The organism is Clostridium sp., assembly GCF_050717515.1.
Lineage (GTDB): Bacteria > Bacillota > Clostridia > Clostridiales > Clostridiaceae > Clostridium_AD.
In genome coordinates this window covers 164,357-180,144 of sequence record NZ_JBOITL010000019.1, presented here as the reverse complement: position 1 = coordinate 180,144, position 15,788 = coordinate 164,357, and the positions used below count along the sequence as shown (strand labels likewise).

Below are 15,788 nucleotides of genomic sequence, written 5' to 3'. Positions count from 1 at the left end.
ATTTTGTATTTTCACTTAAATATTATTTAATTTTTTGTATGCCTTAATTTTACTTGGCAATGAAAATAAGTTTATAAATCCTTCTGCATCCTTATGGTCATATAGTACACTTGAACCAAAAGAAGATATACTTGCATCATATAGTGCATTAGGCGATTCTTTACTTGCTACCATAATATTTCCTTTGTACAGCTTTAATTTAACAGAGCCTGTTACGGTTTCTTGAGTCTTATCTACAAAGGCATCAAGAGCTTCTCTCATAGTGCTAAACCAAAGACCATCATAAACTAATTCTCCATATTTCTGTGATACTTGGTATTTAAAGTGCAGTGTATCTTTATCTATAGTTATTTCCTCGAGCTCTTTATGAGCTGCATAAAGAATAGTACCACCTGGTGTTTCATATATTCCTCTTGATTTCATTCCTACAAGTCTATTTTCTACTAAATCTACAATACCTATTCCATTTTCTCCACCAATTTTATTTAATATCGAAACTATATCTATTGGCTCTAGTTCAATGCCGTCTATTTTTGTGGCAATTCCCTTTTCAAAATATATATCTACATAAGTAGCTTCATCTTTAGCTTTTTCTGGAGGTGTAACCATAAGATACATGTCTCTTTTATGATCGTTTTTAAAATCTTCAATATCCCCACCTTCATGGCTTGCATGCCATAAATTTTGATCCACTGAATATATTTTTTCTTTGGTTACTGTTATTTCTATACCGCGAGCATTCGCGTAATCTATAGCATCCTCTCTTGATTTTATATCCCAGATTCTCCAAGGGGCGATAATCTTTATTGTAGGATCTATAGCTGCTATGCCCACCTCAAATCTAACTTGATCGTTTCCCTTACCAGTACATCCGTGGCATATATATTTTGCTCCTTCTTTATGAGCAATTTCTACAAGCTTTTTAGCTATTAATGGTCTTGCAAAAGCTGTACCTAGTAAATATTTTCCTTCATATGTAGCATTTGCTTTAACCCCTTTAAATACATAATCTTTTATGAATTCAGCTGTTACATTTTCAATATATATTTTTTGAGCTCCTGAGCTTAAAGCCTTTTTCTCTATTGCCTTCATATCATCCTCTTGACCAACATTAATACAAGCTGCTATAACATCCATATCATAATTTTCCTTAAGCCAAGCTATTATTATAGAGGTGTCTAGTCCTCCTGAATACGCTAAAACCACTTTGTCTTTAATTATTTTTTCCATTTTTATATCCCCTTTCAATTTTGCTTTTACTTTTAAATGTCCTAGGTTTAATCTAAAGTATTTTATTTAGAAACTCTTTAGTTCGCTGCTGCTTCGGAGCAGTAAAAAATTCTTCTGGTGTTCCCTCTTCTACTATTTTTCCTCCGTCCATGAAAATGACTCTATCTGCCACTTCCTTGGCAAACCCCATTTCATGGGTTACAACCACCATTGTCATGCCTTCTTTTGCAAGATCTTTCATTACTCCTAAAACCTCTCCAACCAGCTCCGGGTCTAAGGATGAGGTAGGTTCATCAAAGAGCATTATGTCAGGTCTCATAGCTAAAGCCCTTGCTATAGCTACTCTTTGCTTTTGTCCTCCTGATAATTTTGATGGATAATTCTCTAATTTTTCACTAAGACCCACCTTTTCAATAATTCCCGCGGCTCTTTTTAATACTTCTTCACGAGCTTCACGCTTAACAGTAATTGGAGCCTCAATTACGTTTTGAAGTACGGTCATATGATGAAAAAGATTAAAGTTTTGGAATACCATCCCTACTTTTTCAATAGTATTTCTCATATGTTTTTTATTTTTTACATCTAGCTTTTCGCCTTCAATAAAAACCTCTCCCCCATCAGGCTCTTCAAGGTGATTTAAACATCTTAGAAATGTGCTTTTCCCTGAACCAGAAGGTCCTATTATAACTAGTACTTCTCCTTTTTTAACTGTTACATTCAAATCTTCAAATACCGTTAGGCTACCGAATTTCTTAGTTAAATTTTTAGTTTCTATCATATACACTCCATATCACCTCTACTAATATACTGACAGTCTTTTTTCATAGTATGAAAATACTGTAGTAAAAATTGTTGTCATTAAAAGATATAAACATCCTGCTATAAAGAAAGCTTCTAGCGGCCTAAAGCTTGAGGCATATAAAAGCTGAGCTGATCTCATAACTTCCACCATAGTTATAGTAGCCACTAAGGAGGTATCTTTAAGCATTGTTATAAACTCATTACCTACAGATGGAATTATTATTTTAAAGGTTTGAGGCAATACTACTCTTTTCATAGTATCAAAATAAGTGAACCCCAGTGACTTGCAAGCTTCAAACTGACCCTTATCTACTGAAAGTATTCCACCTCTTATTATTTCTGCCATGTAAGCCCCTGAATTTAAACTAAGTCCTATTATTGCTGCTTGAAAGGCTGTAAACTTAATTCCTACAAAGGGTAATCCAAAATAGAAAAACCATAATTGAAGCAGCATAGGTGTTCCTCTAAATAGCCAAGTATAAAAACTTGCAACGGTTCCTAGTAACTTATTTTTAGAAAGCTTTAGCATTGCTGTAAGCATACCTATCAAGCTTCCAAATACTACTGATATAAGCGTGAGTTCCAATGTTATTAAACTTCCTTGTAATAACACGGGAAACATATCCTTTAAAATATTTATATCCATTATCGTTCCCCCTATCATTACTCTGGGATAGCTAACAATTACTAATTGTTAGCCCCCTAGTTATTTCTTATATGCGTCAAAACCAAACCATTTTTGTGAAAGCTTAGAGAGAGTTCCATCTGATTTAAGTTCATTAAGGGCCTTTTGCACAGCTACTTTTAATTCCTTATCTTCCTTCTTAAATCCAATTCCTATAGGTTCTTCGCTAATTCTGTCCTTTAAAACCACAAACTCGCCTGGTTTCTTTGATACATAATATCCACCAACTTGAGCATCCATAACTACTGCATCTACTCTTTTAGACGATAGCTCTTGAAAGGCTTCTGTAATTTTGTCATACTTCTTAACTTCTTTTAATCCCTTTATTGCAGTGGCTGCAGCATCTCCTGTAGACCCTAGCTGACAAGCTACTATTTTACCCTTTAGGTCTTCCAAACTTTTTATTGATGTATTCCCTTGTTTTATAGCAATAACTTGACCACCCATTAAATAACTGTCTGAGAAATCTATACTTTCTTTTCTCTTATCTGTAATACTGAGAGCTGCAAGTATAATATTAAATCTTGACGAGTTGAGAGCTAAAAGTATTCCATTAAAATCTGTAGTAGTGTACTCTATTTTCACTCCTAATTTTTTTCCTATTTCATTTGCCAAATCTACATCAAACCCTACTAAGGTGTTTTTAGAATCTCTAAATTCCATTGGAGGATATGAATCATCTGTTCCTATAGTTAGGACGCCCGCTTTTTGAACTGCTTGTAGAGAATTAAGTTTTTCCTGTTTTTGCCCGCATCCCGCAAGTAATGCACCTGCCATAGTAACCATTAATACAATTGACATGATTTTTTTCATTTGTACCACTCCCCCATTTTAGTATAATCGCTTGTGAATATTTATACATTCTTTATGTATAATGCATATTCTTCTCATTTCCCTGTAGTTCAGTTGTTTATTAACTTTTATCATTGATTTAACTACCTTGTTTTTATTTATTATATACCGTTTTTTATAATAACGCAATACTTTTTCTTAATATTTATTCATTTTATATAATATTTATGCACATTTTGCAATGAAACCTTGCCAAACTAGCTGATTTTGCTGAGCTTTAGTTATCATAGATTCCTATTATTCTTCCTCTTTCTAATCGCTTTAGACATTGAATTTTTTAGAGCTATTTTAATAACATCTTAGTAATTTTCCTATTGACAATTACGTATTACAGATGTAATATGTAATTATAGTACATATTACATCTGTAATATATGCTAAAAAAATAGCAAGTAAAGATAATACAATTCCACAATGAAAGGAGATGAGAAAATGCTAGATTCATCTAAGATATCAAATTCGGAATGGGAAGTAATGAAGTGTATTTGGGAGAATACGCCTTTCACTGCTAACGAGATTGTTGATGCTTTAAGTAAAACCACTGACTGGAAGCCAAATACTATTAGAACTTTAATAAATCGCTTAGTAAAAAAAGAAGTATTAGGTTACGAAATAGATGAGAACGATAAAAAAACATATTATTATTTTCCCTTATTATCAGAAAATGAGTGCATAAAATCTGAGAGTGACTCCTTTATAAAACGAGTGTTCAATGGCTCATTAAACGGGATGATTGCTAATTTTTTAAGCGAATCAAAGTTATCCGATGAAGAGATTGAAGAACTAAAAAATATTCTCGATAAAAAGAAAGGGTAATTGGGTGTGTTTATGTTATTGGTTATATCTATTTTTAAATGGGTATTATATTCAACCGCTCTAGCAAGTGTTTTAAGTTTAATAATTCTTCTTTTCAAGTTACTGTTGAAAGACAAGTTAGGAGTAAGGTGGCACTATGCTATTTGGCTTATTGTTATAATTAGGTTATTAATTCCCTACGGACCACAAAGCTCATTGAGCGTTTTTAATCTTTTCAAACTCGGAAGTGCACAAATACCTTATGTAGTAAATTATGAAACAATTAAGAATGTAAAAAATAATAATGAAAAAGAACTAGTTATGAATAATAATAAAATCTCTGAAAATATAGCAGCGAGCAAGGACAAAACTATGCCATCTGATAATATACACGAACCTAAGCACGTCCCTATGTATTTGCAGTTGTTCTATTACTTGTGGCTGCTTGGAGTAATAATGCTCGGAACTTATACCATTGTAATGACAGTAAAACTAAAGGGCAAGCTTAAAAATGAACATTTATGTGATGATGAAGAAATTATAACACTTTTATTACAGTGCAAAAATAAGTTTATTCTAAAGTCTAATATAAAAATCATCAATACTAATTTAGTTAAAACGCCCTGTATTTTAGGGTTTATAAAACCTAAATTATTATTGCCTATAGGTATAGAGAGCTATGTAAGCAAGGATGAATTAGAATTTATAATTTTACATGAGTTAGCTCATATAAAACGAAAAGATATAATGGTAAGCTGCATATCGGGAGCGCTTCAAATAATACATTGGTTTAATCCCATTATATGGTATTCGTTTTATAAAATGCGCAACGATAAGGAACTCGCTTGTGACGCATTAGCTTTATCTCACATTAATCCAGATGACTATGTAAATTACGGTAAAACTATTATAAAATTGTTAGAAAGCTATAAGAAAACAACTGTAGTTTATGGGGTTGCTTGCATTATTAATGATAAATCTCAAATAAAAAGGAGAGTTACTATGATTTCACTATTCAAAAAAAATTCATATAAATGGTCAATAATCCCCATAGTAGCATTAGCACTAACGGGAGGAGTACTACTTACTAATTCAAAAGATAAACCAGTATTAGCGGATAATAAGAATATAACAGCTACTAAGAATTTAATTGATACAGCTAAAACAAAAGAAAATATTATCACCCAGTATGATATTTCCGGCAAACGTTTTAAAGGAAAACTGCTATTAATACCAAATAACAAGAAAATCGTTGTAGGATTTAATAAAGATATTTCAAAAGTTGATAAAACCACAAGTCAAATAGCTAAAGAAAACAAGGCAATATGCGCTATTAATTCAGGTGCATTTGTAGACTCCACAAGTAAAGGCTTCTCCCCAGCAGGACTTATAATGCATGATGGGAAGGTTATTTTTAATGAGACAAAAGACAACGCTAGAAAAACACAAATTATTGCTTTTACAGATAAAGGCAAGCTTTTAGTTGGTTTCTATTCATTAAATGAATTAAACAAGCTTAACGCAACTGAAGCTGTTAGTTTTGGCCCGGCACTTATAGTTAATGGGAAACCAACAATTATAAAAGGCGACGGCGGTGGGGGAATTAACCCAAGAACAGCTATCGGTCAGAAAAAAGATGGTACAGTTATTATGTTAGCCATTGATGGTAGGAGCATAAAATCTATGGGAGCTACTTTATTAGAGGTACAAAACATACTTTTAGATCACGGCGCTGTAAATGCTTCAAATCTTGATGGAGGAAGTTCTTCAACTATGTATTACAATGGGAAAGTAATTAATAATCCAAGCGATAGCAAAGGAGAAAGAAGGGTAGTATCCACTTTTATGGTATTGCCTTAAGAAAAAAACACGTCACAGATTTAATTACCTGTGACGTGTTTTATTTATAACTTCTTTTTCACTATTCTACAATATTAAACACTTCTAAATTTGAACTCACAATCTTTTTCTTCATAAGTTCAACTATTGCTTTTGCAGTGTCTAACGAAGTAACAACTAGAACGTTATTCTCAATAGCCGTCCTTCTAATTCTAAAGCCATCTGTTTTCGAATCATTTCCTTTAGTAGGTGTATTTATTACTAAATCAATCTGTCTACCCTTTATTACATCAATTATATCAGGCTTTCCTTCTGTGATTTTTTTAACCTCTAAGGCTTCAATGCCATTATCTTTTAATAGCTTAGCAGTGCCCTTGGTTGCTATAAATTTATAACCGAGTTCTCTAAAAGCCTTTGCTATATACAAAAACTCGCCATAATCCTGTGGGTTTATCGTGGCCAAGATAACTCCATTTTCCTTTTTAATCTTCATTCCTGACGCTACAAGCCCTTTATATAACGCCTCCTCAAAGTTTCTTCCTATTCCTAGCACCTCTCCTGTGGATCTCATTTCTGGTCCAAGGCACACCTCAACTTCTGGAAGTTTTTGAGTTGAGAATACAGGAACCTTAACTGACACTAATTTCGGCTCTTTATAAACTCCGGTACCATACCCTAAATCCACTAGTTTTTCTCCTAGCATAACTCTTGTTGCCAATTCAACTATGGGCACTTTGCTAACCTTACTAATATAGGGAACTGTACGACTAGCTCTTGGATTAACTTCTATTATATATAATTCATTTTTAAATTCTATAAACTGAATATTGATCATACCCATTACTTTAAGGCCTATTGCTATTTTCCTCGTATATTCTAATATTTTTTCTTTTATAGTCTCCGATATGTTTTGGCTTGGATATATTGTTATACTATCCCCGGAGTGAACTCCCGCTCTCTCTAAATGTTCCATAATACCCGGTATTAATATTTCTTCCCCATCACAAATAGCATCAACTTCTATTTCTCTACCTAATAAATATCTATCTATTAAAACCGGATTTTTCTTATCCTTCTCAAAGGCATTCACTAAATAATGCTCCAGCTCCTCTTCTCCATAAGTTATTTCCATTCCCTGCCCACCTAATACATAGGATGGTCTAACCAAAACCGGATAACCTATGATTTTAGCCTCTTTTAACCCTTCTTTTAAATTCCAAACCGCTTTTCCCTTCGGTCTATTTATATCTAATTTTTCTAGTAATGCATCGAATTTTTCTCTATCTTCCGCTGCATCTATTTGTTCAGGTTTAGTTCCATATATAGGTATATTTTTCCCCTTTAAGAATTCAGCAAGATTAATAGCAGTTTGACCTCCAAATTGAAGAATAACTCCATCCGGTTTTTCTTTTTCTACAATATTCAACACTTCTTCTTCCGTTAACGGTTCAAAGTATAATTTATCTGAAATATTAAAGTCCGTGCTTACAGTTTCGGGATTATTATTTACTATTATAGTCTCAATTCCTAACTTTCTAAGAGCGATTACACTATGAACAGATGCGTAATCAAACTCAATACCCTGTCCTATTCTTATAGGACCTGAGCCTATTACCATAACCTTCCTTTTATCGCTTACCTCAACCTCATCATATTCATCATAAGTTGAATAGTAATACGGGGACAAGGCTTCAAATTCTCCAGCGCAAGTATCTACCATCTTATAAACAGGCTTAATGTTCCATATATTTCTCAGTTCATAAATCACGTTTGGCTTAACCCCTAATAAATCCGAAACTCCCTTGTCTGAAAATCCCTTTTTCTTTAATAATTGCAACCACTCTTTATTCATATCTCCTAGGTCGGATTTTTTTATTTTTTCCTCCTCATCTACTATCCACTTAATTTTATTTACAAAGAATTTATCCATACCTGTAATTTCCGAAACCTTATCCACCATATAATCGCGTCTAAGCATTTCAGCTAAATGAAATATTCTCTCATCATCAGGAGCCATTACATTATCCTTCAATTCTTGCAAACTTTTTTGTGCTAAGGAGTCATCTTGCAATGAATATTTTCCGATTTCTAAAGAGCGAATCCCTTTTAATAAAGCCGCTTCAAAATTACTTCCAATTGCCATTATTTCCCCTGTAGCCATCATCTTTGTGCCTAAAACTCTATTCGCCTCTTGAAACTTATCAAAAGGCCACTTAGGAATTTTAACTACCACATAGTCTAGAGAAGGTTCAAAACAAGCATAGGTTTTTTGTGTAACTGCATTTTCTATCTCATCTAGTGCATAGCCTAGAGCTATTTTCGCTGCTACTTTTGCAATGGGATATCCCGTAGCCTTTGAGGCTAGGGCAGAAGATCTACTTACCCTTGGATTAATTTCTATAACTGCATACTCAAAACTTTTGGGATGCAGGGCAAGTTGAACATTGCATCCTCCTTCTATTCCTACACTATTTATAATGTCTATGGATGCACTTCTAAGCATTTGGTATTCTTTATCAGAAAGAGTTTGACTTGGTGCTACAACAATACTGTCTCCAGTGTGTATCCCTACAGGATCTATATTCTCCATATTACATACGCAAATACAATTGCCACGATTGTCTCTCATCACTTCATATTCTATCTCTTTCCAGCCTTTAATACTCTTTTCTAGAAGCACTTGCCTGATAGAACTTAATTGTAATCCAAGTTCTAATATTTCAATCAATTCTTCCTCACTTTCGGCAATTCCACCACCACTTCCACCTAACGTATAAGCCGGCCTTACAATTACAGGATACCCTATTTCGCCAGCAAAGCGCACTCCATCTTCTATTTCTGTAACAATTTCACTTTCCACAACTGGCTGATTAATTTCCTGCATAAGATTTCTAAATATTTCTCTATCTTCACCTTTTTTTATGGCTTCTATAGAGGTGCCGATTACTCTCACATTATATTTATCTAAAATACCATTATCGGATAATTCTACAGCTAAATTCAAGGCTGTTTGCCCACCCATACCAGAAATCATACTATCCGGTCTTTCCTTTTCAATAATCTTCTCTAAAAATTCTATAGTTAGTGGTTCTATATAAACAATGTCCGCAACCTCTTTATCTGTCATTATCGTTGCTGGATTACTATTTACAAGCACAACTTCTACTCCTTCTTCTTTTAGCGCTTGACAAGCTTGTGTTCCAGAATAATCAAATTCAGCAGCTTGCCCTATTATTATTGGCCCCGACCCAACTACTAATACTTTCTTAATGCTTTTATCTAATGGCATATAAATCCTCCTCTAAATTATCTTTTGTTTAATTCTATTTGCGCATCTTAAATTTCATTTACTTCCTCTTTTACCTTTGCACTTGCGATTCTCAATATTTGCCTTAAATCATCGAAAGAAATTTATCGAAAATTGCATCTATATCTTTTGATCCAGGACAAGCTTCCGGATGGAACTGCACAGAGGATATTGGCATATTCTTATGTTTCATGCCTTCTATAGTTCCGTCATTTACGCTTACATGCGTAACTTCCATTTCTTCTGGGAGTACGCTTACATAATATCCGTGGTTTTGTGATGTAATATACACCTTATTTTCTTGTATATCTTTAACAGGATGATTACATCCTCTATGACCAAATTTAAGTTTTTCGGTTTCCCCACCAAGGGCTAAAGCTAAAAGTTGATGTCCTAAGCAAATTCCAACTATAGGTTTTTTACCTATAATTTCTTTTAACATTTTAATTATTTCCTTTAAATCTTCTGGGTCTCCAGGCCCATTTGATAAAAATATCAAATCCGGATTAACCTTTAATATTTCTTTCGCAGATGTATCAGCTGGAAATACTGTTAATTTGCAATTTCTTTGCATAAACGATCTCAGAATATTTTCTTTTATTCCAAAATCCACAACAGCCACATGAGGCCCTGTTCCGCAAATAACATAAGGTTCTTTTGTAGTAACCTTCATTACAGCATCAGTATTATTAAATACCGCAAGCTTTTGCTTTATTTCACTTTGCGATAATTCCTTCGTAGTAATAATACCTTTCATAGTTCCTTTATTTCTAAGTATTTTTGTTAATGCTCTTGTATCAATACCTTCTAGGCCCACTATTTTATTTTGCTTAAAATATCCCTCTAAATCCATTTCACATCTAAAATTATTAGGGTTATCACATTTTTCTCTAACAATAAAGCCCTTGACTGTAGGTGACTTCGACTCTACATCTTCTAAATTAATTCCGTAATTTCCAATAAGCGGATAGGTCATAGTTACTATCTGTCCATAATAGGATGGGTCCGTTAAAATTTCTTCATACCCAGTCATACCTGTATTAAAAACTACTTCCCCCACACTTTCCTCTAAATACCCAAATATATTACCCTCAAATATTATTCCATTCTCTAAAATCAATTTACCTTTCATCTTAAATCCTCCTACATAAAAATCATTTTTTTAAAACGCCAAAACTTATTAGTGAATATTTATACAATTTTTATGTATAACGTATATTCTTCTTACATGCCGCATTTTTTAATATTTTTATTGGTATTGCTAGCTTATTTTTATTAATTATATGTTAATCATCATAATAAAGCAATATTTTTCTTGTTTTTTTATTCATTTATCACAATTATTATTCATTTGAAAATATACTTATCAACTAAAACCATTTTTTTAAACAAAATAAAGGATAACAAAGAGACTATTAAAATAATCTTTTTGTTATCCTTATCAATATATTGATTATATTTATTAACGAAATAGAAAATATACTTACAGTTTTATTGCAAATATTACCCACTGTGTTATATTTAATAGTATTAAATTCAAAACTTTCTACGCAAAAAAAACATGGCATAATCATCTATACTCCTTCCTAGCCTCACAGGACTAACTTAAAAGTGTACTTCTTTTTTATATATAATATATAATTTCTTCTTAGTCTAATTTAAATCTTGAAATTTGTCAATGCATAAATATAATTTTTAGTTGCAAATAAGTTGAAATTTGGTAAAATATAAGATGTGTTTAAAATTATATATAATAATGTATCCACTTAATACAACAATTTAAACAGATTTCAGCACCAAAGGTGTGACTTGGCCAGGAGGCAACAGTATGCAAAAAATAGGAATGAGAAATATTAAAACTGCAATTTCAGTTTTTTTATGTATAATTATATTAAGATTTTTTCATAACCAAAACCCCTTTTATGCATGTATAGCTGCGGTAATAACAATGCAAAGCACTGTACACAATTCCTTTACTACAGGTAAAAACAGAATGATTGGTACTATCATAGGCGCAATTTGGGGATTAATATTCGCACTTATAAGTCCTAATAATGTATTTCTTATCGGTATAGGCATAATATTTGTAATTTATTTTTTAAACCTTCTTAATAGAAAAAATTCGATTATAATTGCCTGCGTAGTTTTTTTAGCAATAATGACGAATCTTAAACAAGGTACTCCGCTAGTTTATAGTTCCAATAGAGTTATAGAAACTTTTGTGGGTATATTGGTATCGGTTTTAATAAACTATTTTATATTCCATCCTAAATTTTTAGATAACTTACATAGAGACGGAAAAATCCTAATCCGTAATATTTTTGCAACAGCTAAAGATGTGTTTAATTTCAATGGAGATATTAATCTTTCTAGTTTAAACCTTCAAATAACCAAATTGGAAAAATCACTGGACTCATACTTAAGTGAAATACAAAGTGAAAAAACTGAAAACCAACATGTTAACAAAATTAATAAAGTTATAGATACTTCAAAAACTGCTTATAATCACCTAGTTATACTAAACTCTCTAACATTCACCAATTCGCCTTGTAATTGCTATTTCAATGAAACTAACCGCTTTAACATAAACGAATTGTTCCATGAAGATACACTTAGTACACCTTACATAAATAACGATATAAACGTAGTATTTAACTTCCATGTTCAACATTTACTTGAAACATTAACTATTTTAAGAGAAATGTACTCAGAAGAATATTGAATTATTTAATAAGCAAAGCCGAACTGCAAATCAGCAGTTCGGCTTTACTTATTATTTTATAAATCTGTCTTTGTGTAATACACTATACCTAGCGCACCAGGTCCAACATGCGTTCCTATTACAGGCCCAATTGGAGCTATGCTTATTTTTTTACCTATATATGTTTCAACTGTTTTTGCAAAATCCATTGCCCCTTCAACATCATTTATGTGATGTATCATCACATCTCCAAGACCGTGCTGTGCTATATCTTGAATAAATTTATCAGTCATAGTTTGTATGGCACGTTTTTTAGTCCGTACTTTATTAAATAATTCTGTTTTCCCATCTACTACAGTAAGAATAGGTTTAATTTGAAAAATAGTACCAAGTAATGCACTTGCACCACCTATTCTGCCACCTTTTTTTAGATACTCTAAAGTATCAGGTATAAACAGAAATCTGCTCCTTTTTATATTGTCTTTTACTATGCAGGCTACTTCATTTACCGATTCTCCCTTTTGTGCTGCAATCGCCCCGGTTAATACTGCAAATCCAAGTTGCATACAATTAGATCTAGAATCTATAATCTCTATTAATGCATTTGGATAATTTTCAAGTATCATGTTTTTTGCAAGGCATGCATTTGAATACGTCCCACTCATATCTGAAGATAAGAAAACACCAACAACTTCATTATTATCTTTTATATGTTTTTCTAAGACGTTATACATTTCCTCTAATGATGGTTGTGATGAAGTGGGAATACTTGCGCTCTTATCTAGTTTTTCATAAAAAGTTTCGTTTTTAATATAGCTTTCTTTAAACGCTTCATTTTCAAAAATAACACTTAATGAAGTCACAGAAATATCATATTTTATTGTTAACTCCTCACTTATATATGAGGTACTATCAGTTACTATTTTTACAGTCATTGTCCACCCCTACTTATTCATTATCAAATACATTATACTACAGTACTGCACTAAACAATACCCTAGAAGTTATGAATAAGTTAAATCAATAATTATATTAAATTTATACCCACAATAACTGTAATATATTTCACAAAATATTAAATTATTTTAAACTCTCACAAATATCACTAAAATGCCTCCTCATATGTTATAATTATAGTGTCAAAAAGCAAGTGATATGAATAATATATGAACTGCTTTTTAAAATAAACAGCTATTAAAATTAAAGCACTAATATAAAATCAAGGGGAGGTGCTGCAAAAATATAGGTTAAATCATATGGATACCTATATTTGCAAGCAGAAAATATGGATAAAAATAACCAAACAGAAAAAGAAACTAGTGAAAGTATAAATAGTTTGTATTCAAACAACAATTTAGAAAAGCATAAAACTAAATCTAGTGAACCGACTCAGTTAAAAGATCATGCGGAAGGTCAAAAATACATAAAAGAAATGCATGAGCTCGCAGACAAAAATGAGTTTAAGAACAATGCAATTGTTTTAGGACTTTTTATAGTTATAGCCGCTATAATCGTTTTTTCTATATTAATGAACACCTCTTTCATGAAGCCAAAAACAGACGTAGTTGCCAAGAAAACAGTTACAAAAAGTACTGTTGATAGTGACGTTAAAACTGTTACATCCCAAAAGAAAATTTATGACTATTTAGATGTAGAAGCAAATAGAACATCTATGCTAAAAAAAGCAGTCGGATTAAACAAAGGAAGCAAAACCGGAGTTACTGTATATCTTTTGTCAGAAATTTTAAGATCCAATGACATTGCCATACCTGTAGACACATCTACTGTTAAACAGTTGGCGACAGATCTAACTTCAATGGGCTTCAAAAAAAATACTGACGTTACTAAATTAGAAAAAGGAGATATATGTTTCACCACAGATGTAGCTAATAAGCCTGGTGTTCCTTCCCATGCTTATGTGTTTATGGGTTGGGTAGCAAATGACAAGACTGACTATGGTAATATATGTGATGGTCAAGTTCAAGAATATAATAATATACTTCATAAACGAAATATTTCTATTTTAGTTGACGAAAAAGATAAATTCAGCTTTTTTCTTAGGAAATAAATGAAAAGTGTTAATTTTTATAGTTTGTTTACCAGACCAGTATAATTTTTCATTATACTGGTCTTTTTTATATAAAGTTATATATTGGACACGTGGTTTGCACTATTTTTAAAATTGACATATCTTTGACACACTAATACAGTATGATAAAATAAATTACAATATTTATTGCTAAATAAAAGAGCCGCTAGTAAGCTAAGAAATTATTTTAATATCAGTAATTGGCATATTAATTGTTTTAACTGTAAATACTATTTGGAATGTATGGTCCCCAATTTGATGTTCAAAAATTTATATATTTCCAGTTTTAACTATAGGAGGCGCTCCATTGAGTAAAAAAAGAATTTTACAAGGAAGTATTTTTACTATTATATTAATATCTATCCTCTTAGGTTTAAATTCCTTATTCATATTAAAAACAGGTTACCGTAATAATTTGTATCAAGGGTTATATGCAAATACAGGGGATAAATATGATGTAGTATTATTAGGCTCTAGTCATATGCATTCAGCTATTAGTCCGAATTTACTATGGAAAGATTATGGAATAACTAGTTTTAATTATGCAACAGCTGGGGAACCTATCGATGTTACATATTATTTATTAAAAGAAATATTAAAAAAACAGGAAAAACCTATTGTTGTAGTAGATTTGTATTATTTAGGCTTAACTGAAGAATATGGAGAAGAAGGGTACATTAGTTATGTGCTTGATAACATGAAATTGTCTAAAAATAAAATTGAAGCAATTTTAGCCACTACGCCTAAAGATGAAAGACAAAATTATTTTGTTCCATTTATAAGGTATCACAACAGATGGAAAGAAGTTTCTAAATTGGATCTTCAATTTAATAATTTAGATAATTATTATGAAAAAGGCTTTAGTGCCGGAGATGAAAAGTATGGTAAAGAAAATAAAGCTAATGTTTCTACCAAGGGGGTAGGACAACTTCCACCCAAATCAGAAGAGTATTTATACAAAATGATTAATTTATCTAAAGAGCAGGGATTTAAACTTATATTTACTAATATGCCATACGATGAAACAAGCACAACTGGTATGAAAAATTGGACTCAAACTCCAGGAAAAATGTTTAATAAGGTAGAACAAATATGTAAAGCTAATAATATTGAGTTCATTAATTATAACAATAAGTATGAAGAAATGGGATTTGATTTTAAGTCTGATATGTTTAACATTGGTCACCTAAACCTTTTGGGCTCTAATAAAGTTACAAATTATTTAGGCGAATTATTGAAGAAAAAATATGAACTAAAGGATCATAAAAATGATAAAAACTATGAGCAATGGAATAATGATTACCTAATATTTTTGAAAAATCATCCAATTGCCAAGTAACTCGACATGGATAATCCAATATCATTTTTGCTTATAAAAAAAATCTCAATTTAAAATTGGGATTTTTTTTATATTTGTCAACAATTTGAAGATAGCCTAAGAGCTATCCTTTTATTTTATAAAATTTTTTTTATTATAACTGGAAATTTT

The 15,788-nt window shown here is 31.7% G+C and carries 12 protein-coding genes; 5 read left to right on the top strand and 7 right to left on the bottom strand.

Annotation, left to right across the window (positions count from 1 at the left end):
- Nucleotides 1-15: 15 nt before the first annotated feature.
- The 4 genes from ACREV6_RS05835 to ACREV6_RS05820 form a co-directional block, all read right to left on the bottom strand.
- The gene (locus ACREV6_RS05835) at nt 16-1,218 is read right to left on the bottom strand and encodes an argininosuccinate synthase (protein WP_431577088.1); all 1,203 of its coding nucleotides are present in this window, start codon (nt 1,216-1,218) and stop codon (nt 16-18) included.
- A 64-nt stretch (nt 1,219-1,282) separates the two neighbouring features.
- Nucleotides 1,283-2,014, bottom strand: coding sequence for an amino acid ABC transporter ATP-binding protein (locus tag ACREV6_RS05830; RefSeq protein ID WP_431577064.1), 732 nt, complete (start codon nt 2,012-2,014; stop codon nt 1,283-1,285).
- Between the two features lie 15 nt (nt 2,015-2,029).
- On the bottom strand, nt 2,030-2,677 hold the full coding sequence (locus ACREV6_RS05825; RefSeq protein WP_431577063.1) for an amino acid ABC transporter permease: 648 nt from the start codon (nt 2,675-2,677) through the stop codon (nt 2,030-2,032).
- A gap of 60 nt (nt 2,678-2,737) precedes the next feature.
- Entirely contained in the window at nt 2,738-3,529 is a 792-nt protein-coding gene (locus tag ACREV6_RS05820) for an ABC transporter substrate-binding protein (protein ID WP_431577062.1), read from the bottom strand.
- 453 nt (nt 3,530-3,982) lie between these two features.
- On the opposite strand from ACREV6_RS05820, the gene ACREV6_RS05815 reads away from it, so the two are divergent.
- Nucleotides 3,983-4,384: a BlaI/MecI/CopY family transcriptional regulator gene (locus ACREV6_RS05815; protein ID WP_431577061.1), complete on the top strand. Its 402-nt coding sequence runs from the start codon at nt 3,983-3,985 to the stop codon at nt 4,382-4,384.
- Between the two features lie 12 nt (nt 4,385-4,396).
- Complete coding sequence (locus tag ACREV6_RS05810; protein WP_431577060.1) at nt 4,397-6,223, top strand: M56 family metallopeptidase; 1,827 nt, start codon at nt 4,397-4,399, stop codon at nt 6,221-6,223.
- Between the two features lie 61 nt (nt 6,224-6,284).
- Here ACREV6_RS05810 and carB read toward each other — a convergent pair whose 3' ends face one another.
- Nucleotides 6,285-9,491, bottom strand: a complete 3,207-nt coding sequence (carB, locus tag ACREV6_RS05805) for a carbamoyl-phosphate synthase large subunit (protein ID WP_431577059.1) — start codon at nt 9,489-9,491, stop codon at nt 6,285-6,287.
- Nucleotides 9,492-9,594: 103 nt separating this feature from the next.
- The gene (locus ACREV6_RS05800) at nt 9,595-10,641 is read right to left on the bottom strand and encodes a carbamoyl phosphate synthase small subunit (protein ID WP_431577058.1); all 1,047 of its coding nucleotides are present in this window, start codon (nt 10,639-10,641) and stop codon (nt 9,595-9,597) included.
- 696 nt (nt 10,642-11,337) lie between these two features.
- On the opposite strand from ACREV6_RS05800, the gene ACREV6_RS05795 reads away from it, so the two are divergent.
- On the top strand, nt 11,338-12,231 hold the full coding sequence (locus ACREV6_RS05795) for an FUSC family protein (protein WP_431577057.1): 894 nt from the start codon (nt 11,338-11,340) through the stop codon (nt 12,229-12,231).
- Nucleotides 12,232-12,287: 56 nt separating this feature from the next.
- Here the strand turns inward: ACREV6_RS05795 and ACREV6_RS05790 are convergent, their stop codons facing one another.
- A complete protein-coding gene (locus tag ACREV6_RS05790) occupies nt 12,288-13,145 on the bottom strand; it encodes a DegV family protein (protein WP_431577056.1) in 858 nt (285 codons plus the stop codon).
- A gap of 350 nt (nt 13,146-13,495) precedes the next feature.
- Between ACREV6_RS05790 and ACREV6_RS05785 the strand changes: the two genes are divergently transcribed.
- Both ACREV6_RS05785 and ACREV6_RS05780 read left to right on the top strand, forming a co-directional pair.
- Nucleotides 13,496-14,278, top strand: a complete 783-nt coding sequence (locus ACREV6_RS05785; protein ID WP_431577055.1) for a hypothetical protein — start codon at nt 13,496-13,498, stop codon at nt 14,276-14,278.
- A 328-nt stretch (nt 14,279-14,606) separates the two neighbouring features.
- Nucleotides 14,607-15,638: a hypothetical protein gene (locus ACREV6_RS05780; RefSeq protein ID WP_431577054.1), complete on the top strand. Its 1,032-nt coding sequence runs from the start codon at nt 14,607-14,609 to the stop codon at nt 15,636-15,638.
- The last annotated feature ends 150 nt before the right edge of the window (nt 15,639-15,788 follow it).

Excerpts from the sequence above, each read along its gene's own strand:
- ACREV6_RS05825 (WP_431577063.1), bottom strand. The coding sequence starts at position 2,677 with ATGGATATAAATATTTTAAAGGATATGTTTCCCGTGTTATTACAAGGA.
- ACREV6_RS05820 (WP_431577062.1), bottom strand. The coding sequence starts at position 3,529 with ATGAAAAAAATCATGTCAATTGTATTAATGGTTACTATGGCAGGTGCA.
- ACREV6_RS05815 (WP_431577061.1), top strand. The coding sequence starts at position 3,983 with ATGAAAGGAGATGAGAAAATGCTAGATTCATCTAAGATATCAAATTCG.
- ACREV6_RS05810 (WP_431577060.1), top strand. The coding sequence starts at position 4,397 with ATGTTATTGGTTATATCTATTTTTAAATGGGTATTATATTCAACCGCT.
- carB (WP_431577059.1), bottom strand. The coding sequence starts at position 9,491 with ATGCCATTAGATAAAAGCATTAAGAAAGTATTAGTAGTTGGGTCGGGG.
- ACREV6_RS05800 (WP_431577058.1), bottom strand. The coding sequence starts at position 10,641 with ATGAAAGGTAAATTGATTTTAGAGAATGGAATAATATTTGAGGGTAAT.
- ACREV6_RS05795 (WP_431577057.1), top strand. The coding sequence starts at position 11,338 with ATGCAAAAAATAGGAATGAGAAATATTAAAACTGCAATTTCAGTTTTT.
- ACREV6_RS05790 (WP_431577056.1), bottom strand. The coding sequence starts at position 13,145 with ATGACTGTAAAAATAGTAACTGATAGTACCTCATATATAAGTGAGGAG.
- ACREV6_RS05785 (WP_431577055.1), top strand. The coding sequence starts at position 13,496 with ATGGATAAAAATAACCAAACAGAAAAAGAAACTAGTGAAAGTATAAAT.